Annotated in this window: 15 protein-coding genes and 1 tRNA gene; 15 read left to right on the top strand and 1 reads right to left on the bottom strand. The window is 72.5% G+C overall.

The annotated features are described in order from the left end of the window. The first annotated feature begins 106 nt into the window (after positions 1 to 106). From C8K30_RS18795 to C8K30_RS18730, 14 genes are all read left to right on the top strand, one after another. A complete protein-coding gene (locus tag C8K30_RS18795; protein WP_199230570.1) occupies positions 107 to 1726 on the top strand; it encodes an anthranilate synthase component I in 1620 nt (539 codons plus the stop codon). Next, a complete protein-coding gene (locus tag C8K30_RS18790; RefSeq protein ID WP_108494450.1) occupies positions 1723 to 2397 on the top strand; it encodes a Trp biosynthesis-associated membrane protein in 675 nt (224 codons plus the stop codon). Before C8K30_RS18795 ends, C8K30_RS18790 begins: the two co-directional genes overlap by 4 nt. Positions 2398 to 2457: 60 nt before the next feature. Further along, complete coding sequence (locus tag C8K30_RS18785) at positions 2458 to 2718, top strand: HGxxPAAW family protein (protein ID WP_108494449.1); 261 nt, start codon at positions 2458 to 2460, stop codon at positions 2716 to 2718. Positions 2719 to 2725: 7 nt separating this feature from the next. Continuing rightward, positions 2726 to 3016: a DUF4190 domain-containing protein gene (locus C8K30_RS18780; RefSeq protein ID WP_108494448.1), complete on the top strand. Its 291-nt coding sequence runs from the start codon at positions 2726 to 2728 to the stop codon at positions 3014 to 3016. 1 nt (position 3017) lies between these two features. After that, a complete protein-coding gene (locus C8K30_RS18775) occupies positions 3018 to 3434 on the top strand; it encodes a DUF2752 domain-containing protein (RefSeq protein WP_233257280.1) in 417 nt (138 codons plus the stop codon). A 212-nt stretch (positions 3435 to 3646) separates the two neighbouring features. Beyond that, positions 3647 to 4462: an indole-3-glycerol phosphate synthase TrpC gene (gene trpC, locus C8K30_RS18770; protein ID WP_108494446.1), complete on the top strand. Its 816-nt coding sequence runs from the start codon at positions 3647 to 3649 to the stop codon at positions 4460 to 4462. Between the two features lie 11 nt (positions 4463 to 4473). Then, positions 4474 to 5748 (top strand): tryptophan synthase subunit beta, encoded by a 1275-nt coding sequence (gene trpB, locus C8K30_RS18765; RefSeq protein WP_108494445.1) that lies wholly within the window; start codon positions 4474 to 4476, stop codon positions 5746 to 5748. Further along, positions 5745 to 6653 carry a tryptophan synthase subunit alpha gene (gene trpA, locus C8K30_RS18760; protein ID WP_108494444.1) on the top strand — a complete coding sequence of 303 codons (909 nt, stop codon included), beginning with the start codon at positions 5745 to 5747 and terminating at the stop codon, positions 6651 to 6653. The genes trpB and trpA overlap by 4 nt, the downstream gene beginning before the upstream one ends. After that, positions 6650 to 7699, top strand: coding sequence for a prolipoprotein diacylglyceryl transferase (lgt, locus tag C8K30_RS18755; protein WP_108494443.1), 1050 nt, complete (start codon positions 6650 to 6652; stop codon positions 7697 to 7699). The genes trpA and lgt overlap by 4 nt, the downstream gene beginning before the upstream one ends. Positions 7700 to 7814: 115 nt before the next feature. Then, on the top strand, positions 7815 to 12386 hold the full coding sequence (gene gltB / locus C8K30_RS18750) for a glutamate synthase large subunit (protein WP_108494442.1): 4572 nt from the start codon (positions 7815 to 7817) through the stop codon (positions 12384 to 12386). Beyond that, on the top strand, positions 12379 to 13857 hold the full coding sequence (locus tag C8K30_RS18745) for a glutamate synthase subunit beta (RefSeq protein ID WP_108494441.1): 1479 nt from the start codon (positions 12379 to 12381) through the stop codon (positions 13855 to 13857). Before gltB ends, C8K30_RS18745 begins: the two co-directional genes overlap by 8 nt. A 71-nt stretch (positions 13858 to 13928) precedes the next feature. Continuing rightward, entirely contained in the window at positions 13929 to 15359 is a 1431-nt protein-coding gene (gene pyk, locus C8K30_RS18740; RefSeq protein WP_108494440.1) for a pyruvate kinase, read from the top strand. Between the two features lie 139 nt (positions 15360 to 15498). Beyond that, positions 15499 to 17184: a RyR domain-containing protein gene (locus C8K30_RS18735; protein WP_146197525.1), complete on the top strand. Its 1686-nt coding sequence runs from the start codon at positions 15499 to 15501 to the stop codon at positions 17182 to 17184. A 97-nt stretch (positions 17185 to 17281) separates the two neighbouring features. Further along, complete coding sequence (locus C8K30_RS18730) at positions 17282 to 17749, top strand: SDR family NAD(P)-dependent oxidoreductase (protein WP_199230569.1); 468 nt, start codon at positions 17282 to 17284, stop codon at positions 17747 to 17749. A gap of 6 nt (positions 17750 to 17755) precedes the next feature. Here the strand turns inward: C8K30_RS18730 and C8K30_RS18725 are convergent. Next, positions 17756 to 17839, bottom strand: a tRNA-Leu gene (locus C8K30_RS18725). Positions 17840 to 17920: 81 nt separating this feature from the next. On the opposite strand from C8K30_RS18725, the gene C8K30_RS18720 reads away from it, so the two are divergent. Beyond that, positions 17921 to 18583, top strand: coding sequence for a response regulator (locus C8K30_RS18720; RefSeq protein ID WP_108494437.1), 663 nt, complete (start codon positions 17921 to 17923; stop codon positions 18581 to 18583). The last annotated feature ends 53 nt before the right edge of the window (positions 18584 to 18636 follow it).

The following is an 18636-nucleotide window of genomic DNA, read 5'->3' as shown; positions in this document are numbered from 1 at the left end:
GGCCGGACCGCGCCCAGCAGGACCGCGCCCAGCAGGACCGCGCCGGGCAGGACCGCGCCCAGCAGGACCGCAACGAGCACGGCAACCAGCAGAACGAGGAGAACCGGTGACCCAGCTCGACAGCCAGCCCGGCACCCACGAGGCTCGCACGGCGACCGCACCCGCCGACCTGCCCTGGGGTCGCACCTGGCCGAGCCTGCCGGAGTTCCGGGAGATGGCCGCCGACCGCCGCGTGATCCCGGTCGTCCGCCCCCTCCTGGCCGACGACGCCACACCCGTCGGCCTCTACCGGACCCTGGCCCAGGGCAAGCCCGGGACGTTCATCCTGGAGTCGGCGGAGTCCGGCGTCTGGGCGCGCTGGTCGTTCGTCGGCGTCGCGTCCCGCGCGACCCTGACCAGCGACGGCGGCCAGGCCGTGTGGACCGGCGACGTGCCGGTCGGCATCCCGACGCAGGGCGACGTCGTCGACGTGGTCGAGGCGGCGCTCACCGCGCTCCGGACGCCCGGCGTGGCGAACCTGCCGCCGCTGACCGGGGGCCTGGCCGGCGTGCTGGGCTGGGACATCGTGCGCCACTGGGAGCCCACGCTCCCGGCGACCGCCCCGGACGAGACCGGCGCGCCCGAGCTCGCCCTGTGCCTCGCCACCGACCTCGCGGTGGTGGACCACCGCGAGGGCACCGTGTGGCTGGTCGCCAACGCGATCAACGCCGACGCGACGAACGAGCGCGTCGACGAGGCCTATGCGGACGCCGTCGCCCGGCTCGACGCCATGGCCGCTCGGCTCGCGGAGGGCGCGCCGCGCGTCACGTCCGTCCTCGTCGAGGACGCGCCCGAGCCGCAGCTCGAGTTCCGGTCCACCCGCCAGGAGTTCGAGGACGCGGTGCTCGCGGGCAAGGAGGCGATCCGCGACGGCGAGGTGTTCCAGGTGGTGCTCTCCCAGCGCCTGGACCTGGACTGCGCGGCAGACCCGCTGGACGTGTACCGGGCGCTGCGGACCATCAACCCGAGCCCGTACATGTACTACTTCCACCTCGCCAAGCCGGACGGCGCCGAGTTCGCGGTGGTCGGCTCCAGCCCGGAGACCCTGGTGAAGGTGGACGACGGCCACGTCACCACCTACCCGATCGCCGGGTCCCGGCCGCGCGGCGCGCACCCGGAGGAGGACGCCGAGCTGGGCGAGGAGCTCCTGGCCGACCCCAAGGAGCGGGCCGAGCACATCATGCTCGTCGACCTGTCCCGAAACGACATGGTCAAGGTCTGCGAGCCCACCAGCGTCGAGGTGGTCGAGTTCATGAAGGTGCGCCGGTTCAGCCACATCATGCACATGTGCTCCACCGTGGTGGGCCGCCTGCGCGCCGGCTACAGCGCCCTGGACGCACTGAAGGCGACGTTCCCGGCCGGAACCCTGTCGGGCGCGCCCAAACCCCGGGCGATCGCCCTGATCGACGAGCTGGAGCCAGCCTCCCGCGGCATCTACGGCGGGGTGTGCGGGTACTTCGACTTCGGCGGCAACATGGACATGGCCATCGCCATCCGCACCGCGTACATCGCCGACGGCCGCGCGAGCGTCCAGGCGGGCGGCGGCATCGTTGCCGACTCGGTGCCCGCCCTGGAGTACGCGGAGTCGCGCAACAAGGCAGCGGCCGCGGTACGGGCCATCCAGCTCGCGTCGCGCCTGGCTCCGCTGCGGGCGGCGCCGCTCGGGACGACGGGGAGCGGCAAGTGACCCGCACCCGCACGGTCCTCGCGCTGCTCGTGCTGGGCGCGCTGACGTTCGGCACGGGCTCGCCCACCTGGGTGACCACCACGGTGGCCACCGCGCTGGAGCCCGAGGTGGCGGTCGCCGCGGCGGGCACCTCGGCCGCGCCTGGCGTCGGGGCCGGGGCCCTCGTGCTCCTGGCCGCCGGGATCGCGTGCGCGCTGACCGGGCGCGTGGCCCGGTACGTGGCGCTCGTGGTCGCGGCGGCGGCCGGTGTGCTGGTGGTGGTGAGCACGCTCGTCGTCGTCGGCGACCCCGTGCCTGCCGCCACCGCCGCGGCGTCCGCCTCGAGCGGCGTCACCGAGCTGACCTCGCCCGTCGTGCTCACCGCGTGGCCGTGGGCCGCAGTCGCCACGGGCGTGCTCGCCGTCGTCGTCGCGGTCTGGGGCGCCGTCGCGGCGCGGGGCTGGGCGGCGACGTCGGGCCGCCACGAGCGCGCGGACCAGAAAGCAGCGCCCGGGGCCGGCACGGCGGAGGGCACGACGGCGGCCGGTACAGGATCGGCCGCGGCCGCCGGGCCCGCGGGGCCCGCCAGGTCGGACGACGCCGGGTCCGCCGACGACGAGGACGACGACGAGATCGACCCCCACGACGCCTGGGACGCCCTGTCCCGCGGCGACGACCCGACGGGCCGCTGACCCGACCCGAACCGGTTAGGCTGAGCGCGTACCGCACGACACGAAAGGCACCAACCTGCGATGACCGAGAACAAGCCCGAGATCGCCTACCTCCCGCCGGGCGTCCCGCCGACCAACCACGGCCACACGGTCGCCGCGTGGGTGACGATGGCAGGCATCACGCTCGGCACGCTGATCTCCGCGGTGGGCCTGGTGCTGGCCGCTGGGTCGTCGGCGGGGCTGGTCATGTTCGTGGTCGGCCTGGTGGTGGTCGGTGCCTCGCTGATCGTCGGCCTGGTGCTGCGCAACCTGGGCCTCGGCCAGAAGACGGTCCGGCGGTAGTCCCGCGATGACAGAGCTCGCGATGGCCGCGCCGCCCGCCGCCCACCCCCGGAACAGCCTGGGGGTCTGGTCGCTCGTGCTGGGCATCGCGTCGATCGTGCTGGCTCTGGGCATCGTCACCGGCATCCCCGCCATCATCATCGGCAACCAGGGCCGCAGGGCCGTGCGCGCCGGCGAGGCGAACAACGAGGGGATGGCGCTGACCGGCGTCGTGCTGGGCTGGCTCTCGCTCGCGATCCTGGTCTTCGTGATCGTGCTCCTCGTCGTCCGGTTCCTGACCGGTGGCGCCGGTTCCTGAGATGGCCGCCCGGCCCGCCGTGAGGCCCGCGCTGCGGGCGCCGCTGCTGGCGGGCGCGGCGGTCGGGGTGGCGACGCTCCTGGTCGCGCTCCGGGACCCGCACGTGCGCGGCTCCTACGGGTTCTGCCCGCTGCTGGAGCTGACGGGCCTGGCCTGCCCGCTGTGCGGGGGGCTGCGGGCGACGCACGACCTGGCGCACCTCGACCTGGCGGGCGCCTGGTCGGCCAACGCGCTCTGGACGGTCACCGCCCCGGTGGTCGTGGTCCTGTGGCTGACCTGGCTGGTGGCCGCCGCGCGCGGCCGGCCGTTCCGGGGCCTGTCGAGCGCCGCAGGGTGGGTCACGCTCGGCGTCGCGATCGTGTTCTTCGTGGCGCGAAACCTCCCTGGCCTGCAGCCTTATCTGACGCCGTGGATCTGACGCCGTGGCTCTGATCAGGTGATCTCCAGGGAGCATTCGTACGACTCCCGGCGAGGGATCTGACGGGGCGTCGTCTCACGGTCCGGGAGTGGTCAGGACCACACCCCCGATCCGCCTACGATGGCCATGGGGCGAACGCTCCCAGCAGCACACGAGGCGTGGTCAGGCGCAGTGCAACGAGGGCAGAGCAAGGGCACGGGGAGGCTCATTACATGTCGGTCCTGGAGGACATCGTCGCGGGGGTTCGTGAGGACCTCGCGGAGCGTGAGGCACGCGTGCCTCTCGACGCGCTCAAGGAGCGCGCCACCGCGGTGCCCGGGGCCCTCGAGTGCCTCGGCCGCCTCAAGCAGGCGGACGCCGTGTCGGTGATCGCCGAGGTGAAGCGCTCGAGCCCGAGCAAGGGGTCGCTCGCGCAGATCGACGACCCGGCTGCGCTCGCCGTCGAGTACGAGACCGGCGGCGCGTCCGCGATCTCGGTGCTCACCGAGCAGCGCCGGTTCAACGGCTCGCTGGCCGACCTGGACGCGGTGCGCGGCCGGGTGGACGTCCCCGTGCTGCGCAAGGACTTCGTGGTGACGCCGTACCAGGTGTGGGAGGCGCGTGCGCACGGGGCCGACCTGGTGCTGATCATCGTGGCCGCCCTGGAGCAGACGGTGCTCGAGTCGCTCGTGGAGCGCGTGCACTCGCTCGGCATGACCGCCCTGGTGGAGGCGCACAACCTGGAGGAGGTCCGCCGGGCGGTCGACGCTGGGGCGCGCGTCGTGGGCGTCAACGCCCGCAACCTCAAGACCCTCGAGCTGGACCGCGGCCTGTTCCGCAGCCTCGCCGAGTACATCCCGGACGACGTGATCAAGATCGCCGAGTCCGGCATCCGCGGCCCGCACGACGTGATGGAGATGGCCCGCGCCGGGGCGGACGGCGTCCTGGTGGGCGAGGCGCTCGTGACCGACGGCGCCCCGCGCGCCTCGGTGGCCGACCTCGTCGCCGCGGGCTCGCACCCGTCGCTGCGGTCCGTCCGTCCGGCCTGAAGGGATCCGAGGTGACCGATGTGAAGCTTGCCGACGTCTCCGGCCCGTACTTCGGCCAGTACGGCGGGCGCTTCGTGCCCGAGGCGCTCATCGCCGCGCTCGAGGAGCTCGACACCGAGTTCCGCAAGGCGGCCGACGACCCCGAGTTCGCGGCGGAGCTGCAGCGCCTGCACCGGGAGTACACCGGCCGGCCGAGCCCGCTGACCGAGGTGCCGCGGTTCGCCGTGCACGCGGGCGACGCGCGCGTGTTCCTCAAGCGCGAGGACCTCAACCACACCGGCTCGCACAAGATCAACAACGTGCTCGGGCAGGCCCTGCTGGTCAAGCGCATGGGCAAGAAGCGCCTCATCGCGGAGACGGGGGCGGGCCAGCACGGCGTCGCCACCGCCACCGCGGCAGCCCTGATGGACCTCGAGTGCGTGGTCTACATGGGCGAGGAGGACACCCGGCGGCAGGCGCTGAACGTGGCGCGGATGCGCCTGCTCGGCGCCGAGGTCGTGCCGGTGAAGATCGGCTCGCGCACCCTCAAGGACGCGATCAACGAGGCGCTGCGCGACTGGGTCGCGAACGTCGAGACCACGCACTACCTGCTGGGCACCGTGACGGGCCCGCACCCGTTCCCCGAGATGGTGCGCCAGTTCCACCGCATCATCGGCGAGGAGGCGCGCGGGCAGCTCCTGGAGCGCACCGGCCGCCTGCCCGACGTCGTCGCGGCCTGCGTGGGCGGCGGTTCCAACGCGCTGGGCATCTTCAACGCGTTCCTCGACGACAAGGACGTCGAGCTGCGCGGCTTCGAGGCCGGCGGCGAGGGCATCGAGTCGGGCCGGCACGCGGCCCGGTTCAGCGGCGGCGCGCTGGGCGTGCTGCACGGCGCCAAGTCCTACCTGCTCCAGGACGACGACGGCCAGACCCTGCCCAGCCACTCGGTGTCGGCGGGCCTGGACTACCCGAGCGTCGGCCCCGCGCACGCCTGGCTGCACGACCTGGGCCGGGCCACTTACGAGCCCGTCACCGACGACGAGGCCATGGAGGCGTTCCGCCTGCTGTGCCGCACCGAGGGCATCATCCCGGCCATCGAGTCGGCGCACGCCCTCGCGGGCGCGATGCGCATCGGCAAGGCCGCGGCGGCCCAGGGGCGCACGGGACCCGACGGCGAGCCGCTCCTGATCCTCGTGAACCTCTCCGGCCGCGGCGACAAGGACGTGGCGACGGCGGCCCGCTGGTTCGGCCTGCTCGACGAGGGTGTGGCGTCGGAAGAGCTCGAGCGGCAGGAGGGCCGGGGATGAGCACAGTGGCGGAGCCGGCGACCGGCCGGCACTCGGGCGACCTGATCGCCCGCCTGCGCGAGCAGGAGAACCGGCCTGCGCTGGTGGGCTACCTGCCCGTCGGCTTCCCGACGGTGGACCGGTCGATCGAGGCGCTGAAGACGCTCGTCGACCACGGTGCGGACATCATCGAGCTCGGCATCCCGTACACCGACCCCGTCCTGGACGGCCCGGTGATCCAGGCCGCGGCGCAGGGCGCGCTGGACGCAGGCGCCCGTGTGCGGGACGTGTTCCGCGTGCTGCGGGAGCTGACCAACTACGCGCCGCACGTCCCCGTCCTGGTCATGACCTACTGGAACCCGGTGCTCAAGTACGGGCCGGACGCGTTCGCGCGCGACCTGGCCGCCGCGGGCGGTGCCGGGCTGATCACGCCTGACCTCATCCCGGACGAGGGCGCCGACTGGATAGCGGCGAGCGAGGCCCACGGGCTGGACCGCGTGTTCCTCGTGGCCCCGAGCTCGACCGTGGACCGGCTGCGGCTCACCGTGCGGCAGACGCGCGGGTTCGTGTACGCGGCGTCGCTCATGGGCGTGACGGGGGAGCGGACCCAGGTGGGCTCGCGCGCCGAGCAGCTCGTCGCCGACACGCGCGCCGCCGGCGCGACGAACGTCTGCGTGGGCCTTGGCGTCTCCACCGGCGCGCAGGCCGCCGAGGTAGGGCGCTTCGCCGACGGCGTCATCGTCGGCTCGGCGCTGGTGCGGCCGCTCCTCTCGGACGGCCCGCTCAGCGATGCCGAGTGGGCGGTCCGTCTCACGAATCTGGCCGAGGTGACGGAGGACCTCGCCGCCGGGGTACGGTCGGCGCGCGCTACCGCGCCCGCCGACACACCCGTCGGCGCGACCGACGCACCCGGAGAGGCCCCGTGACGCTGCTGACCGCACTGCCGGCATCTCTGCCTGCGTTGCTGCCTGCTGCCCTGGCCACCGAGATCCCCAGCCCGTCCCAGCACACCTGGTACCTCGGGATCTTCCCGCTGCGCGCCTACGCGCTGGCGATCCTCGCGGGCATCGTGATCGCCGTCTGGATGACCGCCAGGCGGTGGAAGGCGCGCGGCGGCGACCCCGACGACGTCCTCGAGATCACGTTCTGGGCGGTGCCGTTCGGCATCGTCGGCGGCCGGATCTATCACGTGCTCTCGTCGCCCGACCGGTACTTCGGCGACAACTTCTCGGGCGGGGGCGACCCCGTCTCGGCGCTCTACGTCTGGGAGGGCGGCCTGGGCATCTGGGGCGCGGTGGCGTTCGGCGCCGTCGGCGCCTGGATCGGCTGCCGCAGGCAGGGCGTCAGGCTCTCTTCCTTCGCCGACGCCGTGGCGCCCGGCCTCCTCGTCGCGCAGGCCGTCGGCCGGCTCGGCAACTGGTTCAACCAGGAGCTGTACGGGGGCCCCACGGAGCTGCCCTGGGGCCTGCACATCGACGCCGAGTACCTGGTGGCGAACCCGGCCACCGGTGTGGCGTACCCGGAGGGCACCCTCTTCCACCCGACCTTCCTGTACGAGCTCCTGTGGAACCTCGTGATGGCCGGAGTTCTGCTGTTTCTCGACCGCCGGTTCAAGTTGGGTCATGGGCGGGTATTCTGGGCGTACGTCCTGCTCTACACTCTCGGACGGGTCTGGATCGAGATGCTCCGCATCGACGATGCAGAGCTGGTGCTGGGGCTTCGCCTCAACGTCTGGACCTCGATCCTCCTGGGCCTGGCGGCCCTGGTGGTCTCGATCGTGCTTGCTCGAAGGTTCCCCACCAGGGAAGAGTCGGTACGGCTGCGGCCGGAGGACGACGAACCGGCGGCCCCTGCGGCCGAACCGGAGCCTGACCCAGGAATCGAAGGGACCGGCAAGGCAGCAGCCGAGCCGGAGGAAGTGAAGACAGCAGCAGCGGAGGAGTCCGACTCGGACACCTCCGCGCGCACCTGAGGGGCAAGCCCGCCGGGACCACCGGACGACGAGCCCCCTGACCGACCGGGCCGCCGTCGTCCCGGACCACCGCAAGGAACTGCGCTCGGCTACGGCCGAGTGCCTGTGAGGACCCATGACCAAGCCGTTGCCGACACAACAGGTGGGGATGCCCGCACAGGGCCTGTACGACCCGGCGGCCGAGCACGACGCGTGCGGCGTCGCCTTCGTGGCGACCCTGCGCGGCACGCCCGGGCGCGACATCGTCGATGCCGGACTCACCGCCCTGCTGAACCTCGACCACCGCGGCGCGGTGGGGGCTGAGGAGGACAGCGGCGACGGCGCCGGCATCCTCACCCAGATCCCCGACGCGTTCATCCGCGACGTGGTGGGCGTCGACCTGCCGCCCGCCGGGATGTACGCGATCGGTACGGCGTTCCTGCCGACCGACGACGCCGAGCGCGAGGCCATGATCCGCCGCGTGGAGGCGCTGGCCGTCGAGGAGAAGCTCGACGTGCTGGCGTGGCGCGACGTCCCGGTGGACGCCGGGATCGTCGGCCCGACGGCGCGCGCCTCCATGCCGGTGTTCCGCCAGATCGTCCTGGCCGACCCGTCGCGCGGGCTGTCCGGGATCGACCTGGACCGCCGCACCTACCGCCTGCGCAAGCGCGCGGAGAACGAGATCGGCCTGTACTTCGCGTCGCTCAGCGCCCGCACCCTGACGTACAAGGGCATGCTGACCACCGCGCAGCTCGAGCCGTTCTTCCCCGACCTGTCCGACCCGCGGTACGCCACGGAGCTGGCGCTGGTCCACTCGCGGTTCTCCACCAACACGTTCCCGTCGTGGCCCCTGGCCCAGCCGTTCCGGCTGCTGGCCCACAACGGCGAGATCAACACCGTGCGCGGCAACCGCAACTGGGTAGCGGCGCGCGAGGGCACCATGGAGTCCGAGCTGCTCGGCGACCTCAAGGCGCTGCAGCCCGTGTGCTCGCCCGGGGCGAGCGACTCGGCGAGCTTCGACGAGGTGCTGGAGCTGCTGCACCTGAGCGGCCGGTCCCTGCCGCACTCGGTGCTGATGATGGTTCCGGAGGCCTGGGAGAACAACCCGGGCATGGACCCCGCGCTGCGGTCGTTCTACCAGTACAACGCCAACCTCATCGAGCCGTGGGACGGCCCCGCCTCCCTCACGTTCACCGACGGCACCCTGATCGGCGCCGTGCTGGACCGCAACGGCCTGCGCCCCGGGCGCTGGTGGGTCACCGAGGACGGGCTCGTCGTGCTGGCCTCCGAGGCCGGCGTGCTCGACATCGACCCCGCCACCGTGGTCCGCAAGGGCCGCCTGGAGCCCGGCAAGATGTTCCTCGTGGACACCGGCTCGGGCCGGATCGTCGAGGACGAGGAGATCAAGTCCGGTCTCGCCGCGATGCACCCCTACGGGGACTGGATCCGCGAGCACTCGGTGCGCCTCGAGGACCTGCCGGACCGGGAGCACGTGGCGCACAGCCCGGCGTCGGTCCGCCGGCGCCAGCGCGCGTTCGGGTACACCGAGGAAGAGCTCAAGATCATCCTGTCGCCGATGGCGACCACCGGCGGCGAGCCGCTCGGCGCCATGGGCTCCGACACGCCCGTCGCGGTGCTCTCGCAGCGCCCCCGGCTCCTGTTCGACTACTTCACGCAGATGTTCGCGCAGGTGACCAACCCGCCGCTGGACGCGATCCGCGAGGAGCTGGTCACGGCCATCGGCAGCGCCATCGGGCCGGAGCCGAACCTGCTCGCCGACCTGCCGGAGCACGCGCGCAAGCTCGTGCTCGGCTTCCCGGTGCTGGACAACGACCAGCTCGCCAAGGTCGTGCACGTCGAGCGCGACCGCGAGCTCGAGGGCCTCTTCCAGGCCGAGACCATCCATGGCCTGTACGACGTCTCGGGCGGCGGCGTCGCGCTGCTGGCCCGGCTGGAGGCGATCTTCGCCGACGTCGACCGGTACGTCCAGGAGGGCGCGAGCTTCCTCGTGCTCTCGGACCGCGACGCCAACTCCGAGCTCGCCCCGATCCCGTCGCTGCTCCTGACCAGCGCCGTGCACCACCACCTGGTGCGCAACCACACCCGTAACCGGGTGTCGCTGGTGGTCGAGGCCGGCGACGTGCGCGAGGTGCACCACGTCGCGCTGCTCATCGGCTACGGCGCGGCCGCCGTGAACCCGTACCTCGCGATGGAGACGGTCGAGGACCTCGCCCGCCGCGGGTACCTGGACGTCACGCCGGAGCAGGCGGTCGCCAACCTCATCAAGGCCCTCGGCAAGGGCGTGCTCAAGGTGATGTCCAAGATGGGCATCTCCACGATCATGTCCTACCGCGGCGCCCAGATCTTCGAGGCCGTGGGTCTGTCCCACGACCTGGTCGAGGACTACTTCACCGGTACCACCTCGCGGCTCGGCGGCATCGGCCTGGACGTCATCGCGGCCGAGGTCGCGGCGCGGCACGCCGAGGCGTACCCGCCGTCGGGCAACAAGAAGCCGGGCGAGCGCCTCACCACGGGTGGCGAGTACCAGTGGCGTCGCGACGGCGAGGACCACCTGTTCGACCCCGAGACCGTGTTCCGCCTGCAGCACGCCACGCGGTCCGGCCGGATGGACGTCTTCCGGCAGTACACGCGGCGCGTCGACGAGCAGTCGAACCGCCTCATGACGCTGCGCGGCCTGCTGCGCTTCAGCCCCGACCGCGAGCCGGTGCCGATCGACGAGGTCCAGCCGGTCTCCGAGATCGTCAAGCTGTTCAACACGGGCGCCATGTCCTACGGCTCCATCTCGGCCGAGGCGCACGAGACCCTCGCGATAGCGATGAACCGCCTCGGCGGCCGCTCCAACACGGGCGAGGGCGGCGAGGACCCCGAGCGCCTGTACGACGACGAGCGCCGCTCCCGCGTCAAGCAGATCGCCTCGGGCCGTTTCGGCGTGACCTCGGAGTACCTGACGCAGGCCACCGACATCCAGCTCAAGCTCGCCCAGGGCGCCAAGCCCGGCGAGGGTGGCCAGCTGCCCGGGAACAAGGTGTACCCGTGGGTCGCCAAGACCCGGCACTCGACCCCCGGCGTCGGCCTCATCTCGCCGCCGCCGCACCACGACATCTACTCGATCGAGGACCTGGCCCAGCTCATCCACGACGCGAAGAACGCGAACCCTGAGGCGCGCGTGCACGTGAAGCTGGTCAGCGAGTTCGGCGTCGGCACGGTGGCGACGGGCGTGTCCAAGGCGCACGCGGACGTCGTCCTCATCTCGGGGCACGACGGCGGTACGGGCGCCTCGCCGCTCACGTCGCTCAAGCACGCCGGCACGCCCTGGGAGATCGGCCTGGCCGAGACCCAGCAGACGCTCGTGCTCAACGACCTGCGCGACCGCATCGTGGTGCAGGTCGACGGCCAGATGAAGACCGGTCGTGACGTGATCGTCGCGGCGCTGCTCGGTGCCGAGGAGTTCGGCTTCGCGACGGCGCCCATGGTGGTCTCGGGCTGCGTCATGATGCGCGTGTGTCACCTGGACACGTGTCCCGTCGGCGTCGCCACGCAGAACCCCGAGCTGCGCAGCCGGTTCACCGGCAAGCCGGAGTTCGTCGTGAACTTCTTCGAGTTCGTCGCCCAGGAGGTGCGCGAGCACCTCGCGGCGCTCGGGTTCCGCAGCCTCGAGGAGGCCGTGGGCCAGGTGCAGGTGCTCGACACCCGCAAGGCCGTCGACCACTGGAAGGCGCAGGGGCTCGACCTCACGCCGGTGCTGGCCCGGCCGCAGCTCAAGGAGGGCTCGTCGCTGCGCCACACCCGGGTGCAGGACCACGGCCTGGCCAGGGCGCTGGACAACCAGCTCATCGCGGCCGCCGCCCCGGCGCTGGAGCGCGGGGAGGCCGTCAAGATCGAGCTGCCGGTGCGCAACGTCAACCGCACGGTCGGCACCATGCTCGGCCACGAGGTGACCAAGCGGTACCGCGGCGCGGGCCTGCCCGACGACACGATCGACGTGACCCTCACCGGCTCGGCCGGCCAGTCGCTCGGCGCGTTCCTGCCGCGCGGCATCACGCTGCGCTTGTTCGGCGACGCCAACGACTACGTCGGCAAGGGCCTGTCGGGCGGCCGCATAGCGGTGCGTCCGGACCGGGCGTCGGTGCTCAACGGCGCCAACGTCATCGCGGGCAACGTGATCGGCTACGGCGCCACGTCCGGCGAGGTCTACCTGCGCGGTCGCGTGGGGGAGCGGTTCGGCGTGCGCAACTCCGGCGCCACCCTGGTCGCGGAGGGCGTGGGCGACCACGCCTGCGAGTACATGACCGGCGGCACCGTGCTGGTGCTCGGCCCCACGGGCCGCAACGTCGGCGCGGGCATGTCCGGCGGCACCGCGTTCTTCCTGGACCTGCGGGTCTCCCGCGTCAACCAGGCGGCGCTGGAGGCGGGCGAGCTCGCGATCGGCGTCCTGGACGACGCCGACTGGGAGACCGTGCAGGGGCTCCTGGAGCGGCACCTGGCCGAGACCGGCTCGACCATCGCGGCCGAGCTGCTGGCGGACCCCGCCGCCGCGCGGGGCCGGTTCAGCCGGCTGCTGCCCCCGGGCTGGGCGCGCGTGCGCCTCGCCCTCGCCGAGGCCGAGGCCGACGGCACCGACATCTCGGGCAAGACCCAGTGGGACCCGTCCGTGTGGAACCAGATCATGGAGGTGGCACGTGGCTGACCCCCGAGGATTTCTGAAAGTCCGGGAGCGGGAGCTCCCGCCGAACCGGCCCGTCGAGGTGCGGCTGCGTGACTGGAAGGACACGCACGCGCACCGCGAGGAGGGTCAGGCGTTCCTCAAGGAGCAGGCCGGCCGCTGCATGGACTGCGGCGTGCCGTTCTGCCACCAGGGCTGCCCGCTGGGCAACCTGATCCCGGACTGGAACGACCTGGTGTGGCGCGGCCAGTGGGGCGACGCGATCGACCGCCTGCACGCCACGAACAACTTCCCGGAGTTCACCGGGCGCGTGTGCCCGGCGCCGTGCGAGTCGTCCTGCGTGCTGAGCATCAACCAGCCCGCCGTGACGATCAAGAACGTCGAGGTCTCGATCATCGACGAGGCGTTCGCCCGTGGCCTGGTCACGCCGCACGTGCCGGAGCGGCTCACGGGCTCGACGGTCGCCGTCGTCGGCTCGGGCCCGGCGGGTCTCGCCGCCGCGCAGCAGCTCACGCGCGCCGGCCACACTGTCGTCGTCTACGAGCGGGACACCGCCATCGGCGGCCTGCTGCGCTACGGCATCCCGGACTTCAAGCTCGAGAAGCTGCACATCGACCGCCGCCTGGCGCAGATGGAGGCCGAGGGCACCCGCTTCCGCGCGGGCGTCACGATCGGCGAGGACATCAGCTGGGACGCGCTGCGCCGCCGGTTCGACGCCGTGGTGGTCGCCACCGGCGCCACCGTGCCGCGCGACCTGCCCCTGCCCGGGCGGGACCTGGCCGGCATCCACTTCGCGATGGACTACCTCACGCCCGCCAACAAGGCGGTCGAGGCCGGCACGCCGGACGTCCTGCCCGAGGGCGCGCCGACGGCGGCCGGCAAGCACGTGATCATCATCGGCGGCGGCGACACCGGCTCGGACTGCCTCGGCACCGCGCTGCGCCAGGGCGCCGCGAGCGTCACCACGCTCGCGATCGGCAAGAAGCCGCCGGTCGAGCGCGCGGCGAACCAGCCGTGGCCGACCGACCCGATCCTGTACGAGGTCTCGACCTCGCACGAGGAGGGCGGCGAACGCACCTACCTCGCCTCGACGGTGGAGTTCGTGGCGGACGCCGACGGCGCCGTCCGGGCGCTCAAGGTCGCCGAGACCCAGTACCTGCCCGACGGCCGCCGCGCGGCCACCCCGGGTACCGAACGCGAGATCCCCGCGGACCTCGTCCTCGTGGCCATGGGGTTCACCGGCCCCGAGACCGGGGTGCTCGAGGAGCAGACCGGCATCGAGATCACGGAGCGTGGTCTGGTCGCCCGCGGCGAGGACTACGCTGCGAGCCTGCCGGGCGTGTTCGTCGCCGGTGACGCCGGTCGCGGACAGTCCCTCATCGTGTGGGCCATCGCGGAGGGCCGCGCCGCGGCCGCCGCGGCCGACACCTACCTGCAGGGCAGCACCGAGCTGCCCGCCCCGGTGGGTCCGCGCACGCTCGCTCTGCGGTCGTGACCGGAGAACCCGTCCGGGAGTTGTACACCCTCACAGGGCGCCGCGGCGCCCACCATGCCTAGGCTGGAGACATGCGCAGAGCCAAGATCGTGTGCACCATCGGACCCGCCACAGAGAGCCCGGAGAAGCTCCGGGAACTCGTAGACGCCGGCATGAACGTGGCGCGGATCAACCGCAGCCACGGCGAGCAGGAGGCGCATGCGGCGGTCTACCGCAACGTACGAGAGGCCGCCAAGGCGGCCGGAAAGTCGGTCGCCGTACTGGTCGACCTGCAGGGCCCCAAGATCCGGCTCGGTCGGTTCGCAGGGGACGAGAAGCACTTCCTGAACAAGGGCGACACGTTCACCATCACCACCGAGGACATCATCGGTACGCGGGAGATCGTGTCGACCACCCACAAGGGGCTGGCGCACGACGCCCAGGTCGGTGACCCGTTGCTCATCGACGACGGCAAGGTGCGCGTGCGCGTCACCGCCGTCGACGGCCCGCGCGTCGTCACCGAGGTCGAGGTCCCCGGCCCCGTCTCGAACAACAAGGGCATCAACCTGCCCGGCGTCGCGGTGTCCGTGCCGGCCCTGTCCGACAAGGACGAGGCCGACCTGCGCTGGGCGCTCAACCTCGGCACCGACTTCATCGCGCTGTCCTTCGTGCGGTCCGCCAAGGACTACGAGGACGTCCGCCGGGTGATGGAGGAGGAGGGCCGCACGGTCCCCGTCATCGCCAAGATCGAGAAGCCGCAGGCCGTGGAGAACCTCAGCGAGATCATCGCGGCGTTCGACGGCGTCATGGTGGCGCGCGGCGACCTCGCGGTCGAGATGCCGCTGGAGCAGGTGCCGCTCGTGCAGAAGCGCATCGTCGAGATGGCGCGGCGCAACGCCAAGCCGGTCATCGTCGCCACGCAGGTGCTCGAGTCGATGACGACGTCGCCCACGCCGACCCGCGCCGAGGCGTCGGACTGCGCCAACGCGGTGCTCGACGGTGCGGACGCGGTGATGCTGTCCGGTGAGACGTCGGTGGGCGACTACCCGATCATCACGGTGGAGACCATGGCCCGCATCATCGAGGCCACGGAGGAGGCAGGCCGGGAGCGCATCGCGCCGCTCGGCTCCACGCCGCACACCCGCGGTGGCGCCATCACGCGCGCCGCCGCCGAGATCGGCGAGACGCTCGGGGTCAAGTACCTCGTCACGTTCACGCAGTCCGGTGACTCCGCGCGCCGGATGTCCCGCCTGCGCTCGTCGATCCCCCTGCTCGCCTTCACCCCGGAGCAGGACGTCGCCAACACGCTCGCCCTGACCTGGGGCACCACCGAGTACCTGGTGCCGAAGGTCGACAACGTCGACGCGATGGTCGACCAGGTGGACCTGACCCTCCAGGCCGAGGGCCTGGCCGACAAGGGCGACCTGGTCGTAGTGGTCTCGGGTGCGCCGGTCGGCGTGCCGGGCACCACCAACTCGATCCTGGTGCACCGCATCGGCTCGCACACGGACGGTCGCAGCTAGGGCTGACGACCGCTCGCGGCCGGCAGCACGGCCACATCGAACGGGCCCGGACCCCCACCGCGGGAGTCCGGGCCTTCTCGTGTCCGCTTTCCCGCCGGGTGTCCTCCGGCCGGGGGAGATGTCGCTATTGTTCCTTCTCGTGTCCCGCGCCTCCTTCCCCTGGACCCGCCTCGGCTTCGCCGCCCTCGTGGTGGTCTCGCTCGGCCTCGGCTGGTGGGGCCTCATGCTCGACACCACGCACGTACCGGGCCGCACCTGGTACGACGTCGTCTACCACGACCTGCAGCTCTTCGTGATGGGCGCCGACCCGGCCAGCGGAGGCGGGCCGCTGTCCTGGCAGCTCCAGGTCGCGCGGTTCCTCGCGCCGGGCACCGCCGTCTACGCCCTGTTCGAGGCGGCACGTGCCCTGTTCACCGGCGAGATCCGCCGGTTCAGGGACCGGCGCGCCCGAGGGCACGCCATCGTCGTCGGGCAGACCGACGCCGCCGACACCGTCACCGCCGCGCTGGAGGCGGCCGGCCACCGGGTCCTGCGCACCGCCGACGCCGCCGGGCTGGCCGGCGTCGGACTCACCGGCGCGACCGTCCTGTACGCGTGCGGCGACGACACCACCGACGCGACCGCCAACGTGCTGACCGTCGCCGAGGCCGAGAGCGCCGTCCGCCGCGCGGGCCGGGGGCCTGACCGGCTGTACGCCCACGTCAGCGACCCCGACCTCGGCGTGGCGCTCCAGGCGCGGCACCTCAGCTGCGCCGAGCCGGGTGTCGACTTCTTCACGCTCTCCGTCATCGCCGCGCAGGCGCTCGCGGTGCGCGAGGTCCGGCGGATCGTGGGCGGCCCGGCGGCGACTCCCGCGGTGATCCCCGCAGTGACCCACGTGGTGGTGGTCGGCTCGGGCGAGTTCGCCAAGGCGCTCGTGGTGGGGCTGGCTCGGGAGTGGGAGCTCGCCGGGGACGGCGTGCGGCTGGTGGTCGACCTGGCGGCCGACGACGCCGGCCGGGTCGTCGAGGAGCTGCGCGCCCGGTGGTCGCCGGTGGCCGAGAAGATCGAGCTCCGAGCGGCGCCTGCGCTCGGCACGGGGAGCGCCGCCGTGCCCGACACCGTGTACGTGTGTGATGCCGACGAGAGCGTGTCGCTGCGGGTCGCGCTCACGGCCACGAAGCTGTGGCACGGCGGCCCCGGGTCGCTGGTGCTCCTGCTCGACGGCCTGGCGGGCCTGACGGGCGCGTTCGGCACCGAGGCCTCGCGGGTGCTCGACAACCTGGACGGCCGCCTGCGCACCGTGACCATGCGCGACCTGCTCGCCGACGTCGAGCGCGCGGAGGCCCGAGCGCACGCCGACATGTACGAGCGGATAGCCCGGTCCGTGCACCACGTGTACCTGCGCAACCAGCGGGAGCGCGGCGTCGCATGGGGCGAGCTTCCCGCGATGGTCCGCTGGGAGGACCTCGCCGAGGACCTGCGGGCCTCCAACCGCGGCTGGGTCGTCGGGCTGCCCGAGCGCCTGGCGCGGATGGGCGCGACGATCGCGCCCCGGGACGGGGCACCGGAGGTGGTGTTCGAGGGCCCCGAGCTGGACAAGCTCGCCGAGGCGGAGCACGAGCTGTGGGAGTCCGTCCGGGTGGCGCAGGGCTGGCGCGGCGGCCCGGTACGGGACGACGACGCCCGCGTGCACCCGATGATCGGCGTGCCGTGGTCCGAGCTGTCCGAGGAGAACCGCGAGAAGGACCGCGACGTGGTGCGGCTGCTGCCCGAGATCCTCGCGGAGTTCGGGCTGGAGGTCGTGCGCTACGACGAGAGCCCGGCGCTGCTGGCGAGGCGCTGACCGGTGTCCGGTGCCTGGCAGGATGGCGGAAGCCCTCCGCGCGAGGGATCGGACCGTCCACGAAGACATGCGCCTGAAAGGTGTGATCGATGAAGGTATGCCTCGTCACCGGAGCCTCGTCCGGGATCGGGCGTCCTCGATCGCCGGCGAGATCGCGCTGCCGCTCGGCTCCTGGTACGTCGCGGCCAAGCACGCGCTCGAGGCCCTCTCCGACAGGCTCCGGATGGAGGTCGGGCAGTTCGGGATCAACGTCGTGATCATCCAGCCGGGGATCATCAGGACCGAGTTCGGCGCCACCTCCGCCGAGCAGCTTCGGGACTTCTCCGGCGACGGCGCCTACCGGGACATGGCGAACACGATGGCGAACCGCGTCGAGATCGGCAGCGGTCCCGACCAGGAGGGCTCGGGCGGCGAGGTGGTCGCGGAGGCCATCCGGCGGGCCATCGAGGCCGACCTGCCGGACACCCGCTACGCCGTCGGCCCGATGGCGGAGCACATGCTGAGGCTCGGCCGGACGCTTCCGGACCGTGCGTTCGACGAGATGGTCCTGGGCGCTGTCAGGTGAGTGCGGTGCCGGGTGTGGGACTCGAACCCACATGTCCTTTCGGACAGCGCTTTTTGAGAGCGCCGCGTCTGCCTGTTCCGCCAACCCGGCCAGCCGGGACACAAAATGTGTCCCGGCGGACATCGAACCACACCGCTGGCCTGGGTCCCAAGCCCGGGCGCGCAACGTAGGATGTTCCCCGTGACCGACGAGAAGACCGAGAAGCTTCCCCTGGATCTGCCCCCGATGATCGATGCCGAGCCGGAGGCCGCTCCCGCCAACCCCTCGCGCCGCGCCGTCGTGGCGGAGGACGAGGCGCTCATCCGCATGGACGTGGTGGAGACTCTGCGCGAGGCGGGTTTTGACGTGGTGGGTGAGGCCGGCGACGGCGAGACCGCCGTCAACCTGGCGATCGAGCTGAAGCCCGACGTCGTCGTGATGGACGTCAAGATGCCCGAGCTGGACGGCATCTCCGCCGCCGAGCGCATCGGCAAGGCCCACGCGGCCCCCGTGGTGCTGCTCACGGCGTTCTCGCAGACCGAGCTCGTCGAGCGGGCCCGTGACGCCGGCGCCATGGCGTACGTCGTCAAGCCCTTCACCCCGGCCGACCTGCTGCCCGCCGTGGAGATCGCGATCTCGCGGTACTCGCAGATCGGCGCGCTGGAGGCCGAGGTCGCCGACCTGACCGAGCGCTTCGAGACCCGCAAGCGCGTGGACCGCGCCAAGGGCCTGCTGATGACGAAGATGGGCCTGTCGGAGCCGGAGTCGTTCCGCTGGATCCAGAAGACGTCGATGGACCGCCGCCTCACCATGCGCGAGGTCGCGGACGCCGTCATCGAGCAGGTCGGCGCCTGACGTCAGGCCGTCGATCCGGTGCGGGTGAAATCGTGGTCCGCCTGTTCTCCGTC

The organism is Promicromonospora sp. AC04 (assembly GCF_003058225.1).
Classification (GTDB): domain Bacteria; phylum Actinomycetota; class Actinomycetes; order Actinomycetales; family Cellulomonadaceae; genus Promicromonospora.
The sequence above is the reverse complement of the archived record's forward strand: the minus strand, read 5'-3'. Positions and strand labels throughout refer to the sequence as shown.